General features: G+C 71.8%; 12 protein-coding genes and 1 pseudogene. 10 read left to right on the top strand and 3 right to left on the bottom strand.

Annotated elements, in window-relative coordinates; genetic code table 11:
* The first annotated feature begins 294 nt into the window (after window positions 1-294).
* The gene (locus O7617_RS07655) at window positions 295-1,293 is read left to right on the top strand and encodes a winged helix-turn-helix domain-containing protein (RefSeq protein WP_282262467.1); all 999 of its coding nucleotides are present in this window, start codon (window positions 295-297) and stop codon (window positions 1,291-1,293) included.
* 12 nt (window positions 1,294-1,305) lie between these two features.
* Here O7617_RS07655 and O7617_RS07650 read toward each other — a convergent pair whose 3' ends face one another.
* Together O7617_RS07650 and cofD are read right to left on the bottom strand one after the other, a co-directional pair.
* Entirely contained in the window at window positions 1,306-2,391 is a 1,086-nt protein-coding gene (locus O7617_RS07650; RefSeq protein ID WP_282262466.1) for a coenzyme F420-0:L-glutamate ligase, read from the bottom strand.
* Window positions 2,388-3,335 carry a 2-phospho-L-lactate transferase gene (gene cofD / locus O7617_RS07645; RefSeq protein ID WP_282262465.1) on the bottom strand — a complete coding sequence of 316 codons (948 nt, stop codon included), beginning with the start codon at window positions 3,333-3,335 and terminating at the stop codon, window positions 2,388-2,390. Before cofD ends, O7617_RS07650 begins: the two co-directional genes overlap by 4 nt.
* A gap of 98 nt (window positions 3,336-3,433) precedes the next feature.
* On the opposite strand from cofD, the gene O7617_RS07640 reads away from it, so the two are divergent.
* The 6 genes and pseudogenes from O7617_RS07640 to O7617_RS07615 all read left to right on the top strand — a co-directional run bounded on the left by O7617_RS07640 (window position 3,434) and on the right by O7617_RS07615 (window position 10,355).
* Window positions 3,434-4,531: a hypothetical protein gene (locus O7617_RS07640; RefSeq protein WP_282262464.1), complete on the top strand. Its 1,098-nt coding sequence runs from the start codon at window positions 3,434-3,436 to the stop codon at window positions 4,529-4,531.
* A 226-nt stretch (window positions 4,532-4,757) separates the two neighbouring features.
* Window positions 4,758-7,418, top strand: coding sequence for a bifunctional FO biosynthesis protein CofGH (locus tag O7617_RS07635; RefSeq protein ID WP_282262463.1), 2,661 nt, complete (start codon window positions 4,758-4,760; stop codon window positions 7,416-7,418).
* A 159-nt stretch (window positions 7,419-7,577) separates the two neighbouring features.
* On the top strand, window positions 7,578-7,856 hold the full coding sequence (locus O7617_RS07630) for a hypothetical protein (protein ID WP_282262462.1): 279 nt from the start codon (window positions 7,578-7,580) through the stop codon (window positions 7,854-7,856).
* Between the two features lie 50 nt (window positions 7,857-7,906).
* Window positions 7,907-9,300 (top strand): annotated as a pseudogene (locus tag O7617_RS07625) (DUF4331 domain-containing protein).
* A gap of 20 nt (window positions 9,301-9,320) precedes the next feature.
* The gene (locus tag O7617_RS07620) at window positions 9,321-9,650 is read left to right on the top strand and encodes a phospholipase (protein WP_282262461.1); all 330 of its coding nucleotides are present in this window, start codon (window positions 9,321-9,323) and stop codon (window positions 9,648-9,650) included.
* Between the two features lie 447 nt (window positions 9,651-10,097).
* A complete protein-coding gene (locus O7617_RS07615) occupies window positions 10,098-10,355 on the top strand; it encodes a WhiB family transcriptional regulator (protein ID WP_088986255.1) in 258 nt (85 codons plus the stop codon).
* A gap of 321 nt (window positions 10,356-10,676) precedes the next feature.
* Here the strand turns inward: O7617_RS07615 and O7617_RS07610 are convergent, their stop codons facing one another.
* Window positions 10,677-11,126 carry a metallopeptidase family protein gene (locus O7617_RS07610; protein ID WP_074316962.1) on the bottom strand — a complete coding sequence of 150 codons (450 nt, stop codon included), beginning with the start codon at window positions 11,124-11,126 and terminating at the stop codon, window positions 10,677-10,679.
* A 152-nt stretch (window positions 11,127-11,278) separates the two neighbouring features.
* Between O7617_RS07610 and O7617_RS07605 the strand changes: the two genes are divergently transcribed.
* The 3 genes from O7617_RS07605 to O7617_RS07595 all read left to right on the top strand — a co-directional run bounded on the left by O7617_RS07605 (window position 11,279) and on the right by O7617_RS07595 (window position 13,204).
* Window positions 11,279-11,653: a DUF3499 domain-containing protein gene (locus tag O7617_RS07605; RefSeq protein WP_282262460.1), complete on the top strand. Its 375-nt coding sequence runs from the start codon at window positions 11,279-11,281 to the stop codon at window positions 11,651-11,653.
* Between the two features lie 622 nt (window positions 11,654-12,275).
* On the top strand, window positions 12,276-13,019 hold the full coding sequence (locus O7617_RS07600; RefSeq protein ID WP_282264665.1) for a DUF5753 domain-containing protein: 744 nt from the start codon (window positions 12,276-12,278) through the stop codon (window positions 13,017-13,019).
* A complete protein-coding gene (locus O7617_RS07595; RefSeq protein ID WP_282262459.1) occupies window positions 13,010-13,204 on the top strand; it encodes a DUF397 domain-containing protein in 195 nt (64 codons plus the stop codon). Before O7617_RS07600 ends, O7617_RS07595 begins: the two co-directional genes overlap by 10 nt.
* Window positions 13,205-13,557 lie beyond the last annotated feature (353 nt).

Below are 13,557 nucleotides of genomic sequence, written 5' to 3'. Positions count from 1 at the left end.
TCGGCCGACAACGGGTGGGTGCGTGTATTCGGGTGACCGGGCGGCACCTCTGCGGAGCAAGGGGCCGCAGACCCTCGTGGTGCCGCCCGATCACCGGGGCCTCCCCGGTCCCGGTGCCCAAGGGCCGGAAGCGTCGAGGACGCGCCGGCACCTGTTCGAGCACTGGAAGCATGCCGAACCGGCCGGGAGCGCGTCGAGGTTTTTCAGCTCAGGCTTAAAGATGGAGATTAGTGCCGTCCAGGTAGAGTCGAACGGTCACCCGGTATCCCCCTGCCGGCGACACGGGAGCGCACCATGCTGAAGATCTACTTTTCTGGGGAGGACATCCTCCGGACCCGGGTGGCACCGGCTGCGGACCCGATCTGGGAGCTGGTCCTCAGCCTGCACGTGCTCCAGGGCCGCAACCGTGATCCGTTGACGGCGCACTGGCGGCGCACCGTGTCCCGGGGGTTGCGTCAGAACGTCGCGTCCGAGCAGCTCCGACTGCTGTTCGCGCTCAACCCGCCACGCGGCTACTTCCCCGACTTCCTCACCCCGTACGCCAGCGTGGAAGGTTTCGAGGCCGGGCTGGACGCGCTTCGCCGTACCCCCACCGAGCTGCTGCACCGGGACCTGAGCGTGCTGGCCGCTGAGAACCAGCTGCCCTCCTCGGCCGCCGCGCTGGCCCGCGGCGAGGTGGCGGTGCTGCACCACCTCGCCGAGTCGATGCATCAGTACCGGTCGTTGGCGATCAGCCCGTACTGGAGTCGGATCCAGGCCGCGGTGGCGGCCGACCGGGCCCGCCGAGCCCGCGCGCTGCTCGACGGCGGTGTCGAAGGGCTCCTCACCAGCCTCCGGCCGGCCATGCGCTGGGAGAATGGGGTGCTGGAGGTCCGGCACTACCCGCACAGCCGGGAGATGCACCTGGACGGTCGAGGGCTGCTGCTGGTGCCGTCGTTCTTCTGTGCGAGCACTCCGGTCGCGTTGCTCGACCCGGCGTTGCCGCCGGTGCTGGTCTACCCGGTGGACCGGCTGGGTGGGCTGGCACCGGCCAACGGCATCGGTGCTGCCCCGTCCGGTGCCACCCGCGACTCACTCGCCGCGCTGCTCGGGCGCACCCGGGCCGCGGTTCTGCAGGCCAGCGACGAGGGCTGCACCACCGGCGAGGTGGCCCGTCAGCTCAACATCTCGCCCGCCGCGGCGAGCCAGCACGCCACCGTGCTGCGCAACGCGGGCCTGCTGGTCAGTCACCGGGAGCGCAACAGCGTGCTGCACACGTTGACGCCGCTCGGCCGAGCCATGCTGGACGCCTGACCCGGCCGTCGCTCACAGGGCGAGCGCGGCGCTCGCCGGGCTGCCCGGCGGCGGCGGCAACAGGGTCGACTGGACACCCTCGGCGGCCAGGGCGACGCGTAGTCGGTGCAGGTCGGCGCCGAAGCGGACCAGACCGAGCGGCTCGACGGGCGTCGGAGCCTCACCCAACACCAGCGCGGCACCCTCGGGCCAGCCCGGCATCTCGGCGACCAGTCCGGCGCGTACCTCCGCCTCGTCCACCAGGGTGAAGACCGTGCCGGGGGCGACGACGTCGGCGATCGCGTCGATCGCCCGCCGTACCGCGCCCAGGTCGGCCGGCGTCGAGCCGAGAGCGTCGGTCAGCGCGGCGGCGTCGGCGAGCCCGGCGGCCCGGGCCTCGGCGGTGCCGAGCGAGAACAGGTCCTGTGCGGCGTCGCGGACCAGGACCCGCGCACCGGCGGCGTCATCCGGGTCGGTGGCGGACAGGTAGCCCCGCACCACCGCGACCGGAACCTGGTCGCACTTCCCCTTGATCAGTTCGCCGGCACCTGCCAGCTCGTCCACCACTGCCATCTGGGTCAACTGAAGCTCGTTGCCGTACGGGTCCACCTCGCCCCGGTGGTCGCGGATGGCCGGCATTCCCGCCACCCCGAGCGCCACATCGGTCAGCCCGTTGCGCCAGGGTCGACCCATCGTGTCGCTGATGATCACCGCGACGTCCAGGTCGTAGCGTTCCCGCAGCGCCTCGCGCAGGGCCCGTGCCGAAGCGTCCGGATCGACCGGCAGCAGCACCAGTCGGGTCTTGTCCACGTTCGACGCGTCGATACCCGCCGACGCCATCACGAAGCCGTGATGGGTCTGCACGATCCGGGTCGGCCCTCGGCTGGCGACCACCCGGGCGGTCTCACCGGCCAGGATCTCGTCCCGCGCCACCAGCCGCTCCGGCCCGTCCGCCGGGACGTCGACCAGACGCCCCTCCGCCTTGGAAACGATCTTGCTGGTCACCACCAGCACATCACCGTTGCGTAGCCACGGCGCCGCCGTCGCGATCACCGCCGGCAGGTCGTCACCCTCGGTCACGTGGCCGATGCCGAGCACCGGCAGGATCTCCAACCTCACGTCAACTCCACCGCGGCGCGGACCATCGCCGCCGTCGCCGCCTCGTCGGTCATCCGCAGCGGCACCGCCCGGACCGTCATCTCGGGCACCACAGTGCCCGCGTCCTCCTCGGCCACCAGCCACCCGTCCAGCAGGCCACCGTCCGACCGGCCTCCGTACAGGCGGCCCACCCCGGCGGCGCTGCACTCGACGCCGAGCACAGCGAGGCAGCGGTCGGCCATCCCGCGCACCGGAGCGCCGCCGATGATCGGCGAGACACCCACCACCGGCGCCGGGCCGTCCACGACTGCCTCGCGCAGCCCCGGTACGGCCAGCACCGGCGCGACGCTCACCACCGGGTTGCTCGGCGCGACGAGCACCAGGTCGGCCGAACCGATCGCCTCCAGCACCCCGGGTGCCGGCTTCGCCGTCTCCGCGCCGACGAACACGAAGCGCCGGGTATTGATGTCCGCCCGGTACCGCACCCACCACTCCTGGAAGTGGATCGCCCGCTGCCCCTGCTCGTCCTCGACGACGGCGTGCGTCTCGAGCCGGTCGTCGGTGGCCGGCAACAGGCGTACCCCCGGCTCCCAGCGGCTGGACAGCGCCTCGGTGACCGCGCTCAGCGGGTAACCGCCGTTGAGCATGGTGGAACGCACCAGGTGCGTGGCGATGTCCTTGTCGCCGAGGCCGAACCAGGTCGGCTGTGCCCCGTACGCGGCCAGCTCGTCCTTGACCGTCCAGCTCTCGCCGACCCGACCCCAGCCCCGCTCCGGGTCGGCGCCGCCGCCGAGCGTGTACATGACGCTGTCCAGGTCGGGGCAGATCTTCAACCCGTGCAGCCACAGGTCGTCGCCGACGTTGACAACGGCGGTCACCTCCGCGCCGACGTCCCGGGCGTACGCCCGGACGCCGAGCAGGAACCGGGCGCCACCGATGCCGCCGGCCAGAACCACGATGCGCATGTCGACCATCCTCGCGCACGTGACGCCTCCGGTCCGCCGGTGACCCGGGAGACTAGGCTCACGTGCGCCCTGTCCGTTCCTGCCCCGAGGGGGAGTTCGTGACCAGCCCCGCCGAGCCCGCGTCGACCGACGCGTCGCAGGCCCGTCAGCTGACCAAGCCACTACGCGAGCTCGCCGCGCTCGCGCTGCTCGGCGCCAACGCCGTGTTCCTCTTCGTGGGCCTGCTCCGGCTGATCGCTCCGAGCGACTACGGCACCTTCACCGACCGGTCGGGCAGCGCCTTCTACTCGTTCATCGGGGTGGAGGCGGTGGGTCTGCCGCTGTTGGCCGTGCTGCTCGCCACGCACATCTCGCCGGTGCTGCCGAAGGCGAAGCTGATCACGCAGGTCGCCCTCGTCGAGTACGCGGTCAGTGCGTTCTTCGGAACGTTGACCATGCTGATCTGGACCGTCGGCCGCCTGGCTCAGGCCGAGATCCTCGACGCGCTGCTCGGCGTGCTCACCCGGTTCGCCTGGATGGTCGTCTTCGCGGTCGCCGCGTGGGTCGTCTACACCGTCTGGCGTGCCCACTACTACGTGCCGCGGCCCAAGCCCCAGCCCGGCGTCTACGGTCAGCCGCAGCCCGGTCAGCCGCACAGCGGCTGGCCGCAGCAGCAGGGTGGTTGGCCAGGTCAGCCCGGTGGGCAGCCGCAGGGCGGTTGGCCCACTCCCGGTCAGCCGGGCGGGTACCCGTCGGCGCAGTTCCCGGGCCAGTTCGGTCAGCCGTCCCCGCCCTTCCAGGCCCCGCAGTCGGCGCCGCCGCACCCGCAGTCCGCGCCGCCGTTCCAGTCCGCGCCGCAGTCGGCACCGCCGCACCCGCAGTCCGCGCCGCCGTTCCAGTCCGCGCCGCAGTCGGCGCCGCCGCACCCGCAGTCCGCCCCGCCGGTCAACCAGGCACCGCCGTCTCCTGCCGCGCCGCCGTTCGGGCAGCCGCCGTCGGCCGATCCCACGCAGGCCATCCCGCGTCAGCCCGCCGACTCAGCCGCCGCCGACCCGACCCAGGCGATCACCCGCCCCGCCGACGCGACCGCCGCCGACCCGACCCAGGCGATTCCCCGCCCTGCCGACCCGACGCAGGCGATCACCCGCCCCGCCGACTCGGACGACGACCGCACCCAGCACATCAAGCCCGGCGAGCACCCCGACCAGCCCCGCTGAGTCGGACTCCATGATCAAGTGATGAAAAGTAGGTCCACAGACGCTCTGGGACCTACTTTTCATCATTTGATCACCAGGTAGGTGGATCGCCGGCGCCCGGCGCGGCGAGATCAGCGGGCACCGTCACCGCGCCGGTGCCGAGCCGGGCGGGAGCCGGGGTGGGCCGTTTCTCACGGTGCGGGCACTGGCCGATCGAGCGGGCTCGCGCTGCGCATAGGCTGAGCGGATGGTTGATCGCATCCACTCCGGTCTGAGCGGCGACTCCAGCCCGGGCAGCGGCTCCGGTCTGAGCGGCGACTCCAGCCCGGGCAGCGGCTCCGGTCTGAGCGGCGGCTCCGGTCTGAGCGGCGGCTCCGGTCTGAGCGGCGACCCCGGCCCGAGCGACGCGAGTGTGCGGCGGGCGCTGGGCCGAGCCGCGACCGGGCGGGCGCTGGATGTCGACGAGGCGACCGCGTTGCTGTCCGCCCGAGGTGACGCGCTCGACGAGTTGCTGCGGGTGGCCGGGGGGATCCGGGACGCGGGGCTGCGCGACGCCGGGCGGCCGGGTGTGGTCACGTACTCCAAGAAGGTTTTCATCCCGCTGACCCGGCTGTGCCGGGACCGCTGCCACTACTGCACGTTCGCGACGGTTCCGCACCGGCTGCCGGCGCCGTTCCTGGACCGCGACGAGGTCCTCGCGATCGCCCGGGAGGGTGCCGCGCAGGGCTGCAAGGAGGCCCTGTTCACCCTGGGTGACCGGCCGGAGGAGCGGTGGCCGGCGGCCCGGAGTTGGTTGGACGAGCGGGGCTACGACTCCACGCTGGACTACCTGCGTGCCTGCGCGGTGGCGGTGTTGGAGGAGACCGGATTGTTGCCGCACCTCAACCCGGGGGTGCTGTCCTGGTCGGAGTTGCAGCGGCTCAAGCCGGTCGCGCCGAGCATGGGCATGATGTTGGAGACGACGGCTACCCGGCTGTGGTCCGAGCCGGGAGGCCCGCACTTCGGCTCACCGGACAAGGAGCCCGCGGTCCGGTTGCGGGTGCTCGACGACGCGGGCCGGGTGGGGGTGCCGTTCACCACGGGCATCCTGATCGGCATCGGGGAGACCCCGGCGGAGCGGGTGGACGCGCTGTTCGCGATCCGCCGTGCGCACCGGGAATACGGCCACCTCCAGGAGGTGATCGTGCAGAACTTCCGCGCCAAGCCGGACACGGCGATGCGCGGCATGCCCGACGCGGAGTTGCACGACCTGGCCGCCACGGTGGCGGTGGCCCGGCTGCTGCTCGGCCCGAAGGCCCGGATCCAGGCTCCGCCGAACCTCATCGCGGGCGAGTACGACCTGTTGTTGCGGGCCGGCATCGACGACTGGGGTGGCGTCTCGCCGCTCACCCCGGACCACGTCAACCCGGAGCGTCCGTGGCCGCAGATCGAGGAGTTGGCCCGGCACACCGAGCTGGCCGGGTTCACGCTGCGGGAGCGGTTGACGATCTACCCGGAGTACGTGCGCGCGGGCGACCCGTGGCTCGATCCTCGGCTGCTGCCGCACGTGAGCGCGCTGGCCGATCCGGCGACCGGCATGGCTGTCGAGTCGGCTCGGCCGCAGGGTCTGCTGTGGCAGGAGCCGGAGGAGACGTTCGGCGGGCGGGTCGACCTGCACGCCACGATCGACACCACCGGTCGGACCGACGACCGGCGGGGTGACTTCGACAGCGTCTACGGGGACTGGTCCGAGGTGGCCGGCAAGGTCGCCCCGGAGGCGGTCGCGCGTCGCGCGGGCGTACCCCCGATGGTGGCCGCGGACCGTGACCTGTCGACCGGGCTGCGGCTCGCCGCGGACGATCCGGCGGCGCTGCTCGACCCCCGGCACGCCGACGCGGCGTTGGCGTTGTTCGGCGCGGACGGGCGGGCGCTCGACGAGCTGTGCCGTCTGGCCGACGACGTGCGCCGAGACGTGGTCGGCGACGACGTGACCTACGTGGTCAACCGCAACATCAACTTCAGCAACGTCTGCTACGTGGGCTGCCGGTTCTGTGCCTTCGCGCAGCGTGAACGGGACGCCGACGCGTACCGGCTCTCCGTCGACCAGGTCGCCGACCGGGCCGAGGAGGCGTGGGCCGCCGGGGCCGGCGAAGTCTGCCTGCAGGGCGGCATCGACCCGAAGATGCCGGTCACCGGGTACGCCGACATCGTGCGCGCGATCAAGGCCCGGGTGCCCGAGATGCACGTGCACGCGTTCTCACCCATGGAGATCGTCACCGCCGCCGCGAAGGCCGGTGTGCCGGTCCGCGAGTGGTTGACCCAGTTGCGCGAGGCCGGGCTGGACACCATCCCGGGCACCGCCGCCGAGATCCTCGACGACGACGTGCGTTGGGTGCTGACCAAGGGCAAACTGCCCGCCGCCGCCTGGGTCGAGGTGGTCAGCACGGCCCACGAGCTGGGCATCCGGTCCAGCTCCACGATGATGTACGGCCACGTCGACCATCCTGGGCAGTGGCTGGCGCACTTCCGGGTGCTGGCCGGGGTGCAGGACCGCACCGGCGGGTTCACCGAGTTCGTGGCGTTGCCGTTCGTGCACACCAACGCCCCGATCTACCTGGCCGGGATCGCCCGACCCGGGCCCACCTGGCGGGAGAACCGGGTGGTGCACGCCATGTCCCGGCTGCTGTTGCACGGCCGGATCGACAACATCCAGTGCTCCTGGGTGAAGCTGGGCGACGAGGGCACCGTGGCGATGCTCCAGGGCGGTTGCAACGACCTGGGCGGCACGTTGATCGAGGAGACCATCTCCCGGATGGCCGGCTCCGGCAACGGTTCGGCGCGTACCGAGGAGCAGTTGCGGGCCATCGCCACCGCGGCCGGGCGTCCGGCGCGCAAGCGGACGACTGCGTACGGTCACGCCCGGCGCTGACGTCGAACCTTTCCCCGCCCCCGGCCGTACCACGCGATGCCGGTGGCGGTCGCGGCGAGGACCGCCGCCGATGTCCCCCTCGGGGCCCGGCGTCGTTGGACGGCACCGGACCCGTCCGTTCTCGCGGGCGCGTTCGCGCCGCCGCCGGAAAGGTTGCCCATGACCAGTGATCAGCGGAAGCGGCAGTGGCCGCGACTGACCCGCCGGCAGACGTTGACCGCCGCGGCCACCGCCACCCTGGGCGCCGCCGCGCTCACCGTGCCGGGTCTGTCGGCCGCCCAGAACGCCCCCGGTGCGGCCAAGCGGGCCGACGAGCCGATCATCGTGCACCTGCGGGACGCCGCCTCCGGGACGATGGACGTCTTCGTCGGTGAGACCCGGATCGAGGTACGCGACCGCGGCCTGGCGGATCGACTGCGACGCGCCGCCCGGCGCTGACCCGACACCCCGCCCCGCTCCCCGATCCCGCCCAGTGAGGTTGGTCCGCCATGTCTTCCCACCGCGAGGCCCCGGAGATCGCCAAGGATCCGGTCGCCGACAGCTCCGACCTGTACGCGTTCGTCAGCCGGACAAGCGCGACACGGTCACGTTGATCGCCAACTACGTTCCGTTGCAGCTGCCCTCCGGGGGCCCGAACTTCTTCGAGTTCGGCGACGACGTGCGCTACGAGATCCATATCGACAACGACGGCGACGGCCGCCCGGATGTCACCTACCGGTTCGAATTCACCACCGAGATCACCAACCCGAACAGCTTTCTCTACAACACCGGCCCGATCGACTCGCTCGACAGCAAGACCTGGAACCGGCGGCAGTTCTACAGCCTGACCCGGGTGGCCGACGGCCGGGAGCAGCGGCTGGCGCACCGCCTGCCCTGCCCGCCGTGCAATGTCGGTCCGCTGTCCACCCCGAAGTACGCCGACCTGGTGCGGCAGGCGACCTACTCGCTGTCCACCGGGGAGCGGGTCTTCGCCGGGCAGCGCGCGGACGGGTTCTTCGTCGACCTCGGGGCGATCTTCGATCTCGGCACGCTGCGGCCGTTCCAGCAGCTGCACGTCGCCGGGAAGAAGATCTTCAAGGCCGAGGGGGAGCCGGTCAACGCCACCGACCGGATGAACGTGCACAGCATCGCCGTCCAGGTGCCACTGGACCGGGTGCGTCGGCGCGCCAGCCGGTACGGCGTCGGTGACCCGGCTTCGGTGATCGGGGTGTGGACGTCGGCGTCGCGTCGGCAGGTGCGGGTGCTCGGCGACCGGGGCGCGGCGGACACCGCCACCGGCCCGTTCACCCAGGTCTCCCGGCTGGGCAATCCACTGTTCAACGAGGTCATCGTGCCGATGTCCAAGAAGGACCTGTGGAACTCGCTGCCGCCGTCGGAGGACAAGCGGTTCGCCCGGTTCGTCGAGCAGCCGGAGTTGGCCGCGTTGCTGCCGGCGCTCTACCCGGACGTGTTCCCGAACCTGGACAAGCTCACCAAGGCGAAGAAGGCTCGCGCCGACCTGGTGGCGATCCTGCTCACGGGCGTACCGGCCGGGCTGATCGACGGCTTCACCAACGCCACCGGCGACGTGCAGGCGGACATGCTGCGGCTGAACACCGCGATCCGGCCCACGGCCCGCCCGGACCGGTTCGGGGTGCTCGGCGGTGACCTGGCCGGCTTCCCGAACGGGCGGCGGGTCGGCGACGACGTGGTGAGCATCGCGCTGCGGGCGATCGCGGGGCTGACCGTCCCGCTGGTGGACAAGACGTTCCGCCCGGACGCGGCGGCCGCCGCGGTGACCCCGGGGTTGAGCGCCGCCGACGTGACAGCGCCGTTCCTCGCCACCTTCCCCTACCTGGGTACGCCGTACGACGGGTTCAACAACCCGTCGGCGGGGTCCTGATCGGCGCGGGGGAGCAGCGGGTGCACGAGCACGCGTACGGGCCGTCCGAGACCGGGAGTGTCGTTCTCGAACTGGGCGGCGACACCGGTGCCCTGATCGTCTACACGAGCCGGGACCTGCACGGCCGGGAGATCGAGATCAGCCGGGACGAGGACCGTCGGGTCCACTCGGCGGTTCGTGAGCGCCGGGTGCGGGACGGCTCGTTCCACAGTGCGGTCTACCCGGATCTACCGGCCGGAATTTATACCGTCTGGTGGGACGAGAAGACGTCCGCCGGGACGGTTTCTGTCCATGGTGGAGGGATAGCCGAGTTCGTGTGGCCGAGCAGCGGTTTCGGGGCCGCCGGCTGACCTCTCCGCACCGATTTTCGCGTCTCGCCCCGTCCACAATGTGGACGGGGCGTACGTGCTGTCCACTGCTTGGCGGGCGGTCTGTGCCGTGCCGCGTTAACCTGTCCCCCACCAAGATCAGCTTGAGGGTGGAGGTGCCTGGTGGCGACCCGTCAGGGGAGCGCCACGGCAGAAAAGTCGGGCGACTCGCCGGGGAGGGCGTTACTCGGCCGGGGTCTGAATCGATAGGGCAGGTTGCGAGGCTGGACGGCCTGGAAGGCTGGCCGGGGGTGTCGGGAGGGCGACTCCATTATCAAGTTTGGCTTGACGGCGCACGTATTACACGCGTGTAATTTGAATGGGGTTGTTCGCACGGAACGCAACAAAACGGGACCGGACGGACAAGCACGCCTTTCGCGTGGGGGGTTGCAGCGGCGATGACGCCGGTGCGCGACAAGGAGGCATTTGATGGACGGCCAGCTTGAGGTGGCCGACCTGCTCGGAAACGCGCCGGAGTGGCAGGAGCGAGCACTGTGCTCGCAGACCGACCCCGAGGCGTTCTTTCCCGAGAAGGGCGGTTCGACCCGCGAGGCGAAGAGGATCTGTGGGCGCTGCGAGGTCAAGACCGAATGCCTTGAATACGCTCTCGGCCACGACGAGCGGTTCGGCATCTGGGGTGGGCTCTCCGAGCGGGAGCGGCGCAAGTTGAAGCGGCGGGCCGCCTGAGTGGTGTGCGGTCGTCGGCGGTGGGGGCCGCCCGACAGCACACCCGGAAGGCAGCTCGACCGGAGCGGAGTCCGGCCCGCGGGGGGTCGCTCGGCGCAGCGCGCGGCTCAGGCCGCTCAGCGCGGCGCACGGCCGGACCGCTCCGCTCGGATGGATCGCCCAGCCCGGCGCAGTGTGGCGCCGGATCGCTCGGTGCGGTGCTCGGTGCGGCGCGGTGCTCGGTCTGCTCGCTCGGTGCGGTGCTCGGCCCTCGGTCTGCTCGCTCGGCCCGGTGCCGTGTGGCGCTCGGCCGGCTGATCGCGCGGCGCACGGCCGGGCTGCTCAGGCCAGCTCGTCGGGGTCAACCCCGAGGAGGTTCGCCACCTGCTCGATGATCACGTCGTGGACGAGGTCGGCGAGATCCTCACGGTCCATCGCCCGGAACTCCAGGGGTCGCCGATACAGCACGATCCGCGGAGGCACCTCCTGTCGGCCCGGGCGACCGGGCAGCAGTCGGGCCAGCGGAACCTCGCCGTCCTCCAGGACGTCGGAGTCGTAGACGTTGAGGTCCGGTGGGACGTCCTCGACAGCGAACTCGACTCCGGCCAACTCCTTGGCGAACCGGCGCTCCAGCGTCTCCACCGTGTCCAGGACCAGGTCGTCGAAGACCTCGGCCTTGGTCCGCGCCAACGGCACGGTCGCCGGCACCAGCCGCCCGCGCAGGCCGCGCCCGTGCCGGTCGCGGTGCGCACGCCGGCCGGAGCCGGGGCGGCGGTGTTCCGGGCTTGTCATGAGGCAAAGGGTAGCGCCCGTGCCGGACTGGTCAGCGGTAGCGCCGCTCCTGTGGCGCGGCGCGCCCAGAACGGTCAACTGTGATCACCATGACGGGCGTGTCGCAACGCGAAGCGGTGCGCCGGACCCGGTAATGGAGATACCCTGCCGCCGTGAGGTCACCACGGCGCTGCTCCCGTAACGGCTGCCCCCGGCAAGCGGTCGCCACATTGACCTATGTCTACAACGAGTCGACAGCGGTGGTGGGGCCGCTGGCGGCGTTCGCCGAACCGCACACGTACGACCTGTGTGAGCCGCACGCCCGCAGCCTGACCGCACCGCGGGGCTGGGACGTGGTCCGGCACGAGGGCGAGTTCGAGCCGCCGCCCCCCACCACCGACGACCTGGTCGCGCTCGCCGAGGCGGTCCGCGAAGCCGCCCGCCCGGCCCCCCGCCCTCCGGAGGAGGCCCACGACCGGTCGCACCCCGACCAGTCCCACTCCACCGGCCGCCGAGGCCACCTCCGGGTGATCCCCCCGAACCACTAACCCCCCCCGGCGCGCGCCATCCCCCTCCGGGCGCCCCGCTCCTTGTCCCCGCCCGTGGCTGCCCCCCGCCCGTGGCTGCCCCCCGCCCGTGGCTGCCCCCGCCCCCCGGGCTGCCCCCGCCCCCCGGGCTGCTCCCACCCTCCTTGGTGTTGATCAAGAGGTTTGCGTCAAGAGTGCGCCGGTCTTTGACCGAAACCTCTTGATCAACAGGTGTGGGCGGGGTGTGGGGTGGGCGCGGGGGTGTGGCGTTGGGTGGCCTACAGCAGATCGGCGATGTGGCGGTGTTGGGGCTGGTTGATACCGCCTTATCGGCGATGTGGAGTGGATCAGTCGCCGCGGGGGGGTGATGTGGAGTGGATCAGTCGCCGCGGGGGGCGGCGATGTGGACTTGGTCCGTCGCCACGGGCGCGCTGGCTGGTCGAGGGGCGTTGGTGGGGCGGCTTGGGGGCGTTCCGGGGGCGTTCTGAAAGTGCGCCGAAACGTCCGACCGCCACACGCCGGTAGGCCGCAGACACCACCACGCAGCGTGGTTACCATGCGCCGCAACGTACATCGAACGAGGTCACGGTGTGCGCCTGGCGGGCGGGAGGCTCCGGTGGCGAACGAGGCGTTGCGGGTGGCGATGGCTGAGGCGGGGGAGACTGTCGAGTCGCTGGCGGAGAAGGTTCGCGTCCACCCGAAGACGACCGCGCGGTGGCTTGCCGTGGGGCACATCCCGCATCCGCGTACCCGGGTGGCGGTGGCCCAGGTCCTCGGCCGGGACGCGGCCGACCTCTGGCCGGAGCCGTTCCGCCGCCGTGACCTGCCGTGGTTCCGGCCGTGGGCCGACCTCGAACAGGACGCCATCTCGATCCGGTCCTACCAGCCGCTGCTCGTGCCGGGCCTGCTGCAGACCGAGGGGTACGCTCGCGCGGTGCTGGGCACCGGCGGCCTCGTCGCACCGTCCGAGGTGGACCTGATCGTCGCGAGCCGTCTCGAACGGCAGGCGGTCCTCGGCCGCGATGCCCCGCCGCAGCTCGTCGTGGTGATCGACGAGGTGGTGCTGCGCCGCCTGGTCGGCGACCGCGCGGTGATGTTCGGGCAGTTGGCTCACCTGGCGGCGGTCGCCGAGTGGGAGCACGTGCAGGTTCGGGTCATCCCGGCCGACAGTCCGTGGCACACCGGTCTGGCCGGCCCCTTCGTGTTGGGCCGTCTGCCCGACGGGACGGAATTGGCGTATCTCGACAACCAGCTCCGTGGCCAGATCGTGACCGATCCCGTCGATGTCGCTAGCCTGGGACGCAGGTGGGAGAGCGTCACCGGTGAGGCGTTACCCCAACGCCGGTCGACCGAGCTGATCAGGGAAGTGGCCACGACATGGAGATGACCGACGCCCGTTGGCGCACCGCGACCCGCAGCAGCAACAACGGTGGCGACTGCGTCGAGGTGGCCGACAACCTGCCCGGTCGGGTGCTGGTGCGGGACAGCAAGGACCGCGAGGGCGGCACCCTGACCTTCGCACCGACCGCCTGGTCGGCGTTCGTCGAGGGCGTCCGTCGGCCCGACCGCTGAGCCCTGGCCGCCTGCCCGGCTGCTGATCGCTGGCCGCCTGCCCGCCCGTTGATCGCTGGGCGGCTGAAGGACTGCTGTTGCCTGGTCGACCGCTGTTCGCTGGCCGCGCCGACCGCTGATCCACTCGGGTTCACGGAAAGCGCGGTATCCCGGCGCACGGATAGCCCGGTTTCCCGGAAGGCGAGTCGATCAAGCCCTCGGAAGGCGACTCGATCAAGCCGCGGCCGGGAAGGCGCGCGGAGGCGAGCGGATCGAGCTGAGTGTGACGGCCGCCTGTACCGGCGGTGACACGCTGGCCCCGATGCTCTTTCGGCGCTGCGGGTTTGTCATCGTGTCAGGCGTCCACCGCACCG

Origin of the sequence: Micromonospora sp. WMMD1155, from assembly GCF_029581275.1 — a bacterium.
Lineage (GTDB): Bacteria > Actinomycetota > Actinomycetes > Mycobacteriales > Micromonosporaceae > Micromonospora.
This window is presented reverse-complemented; position numbering and strand designations above follow the sequence as displayed.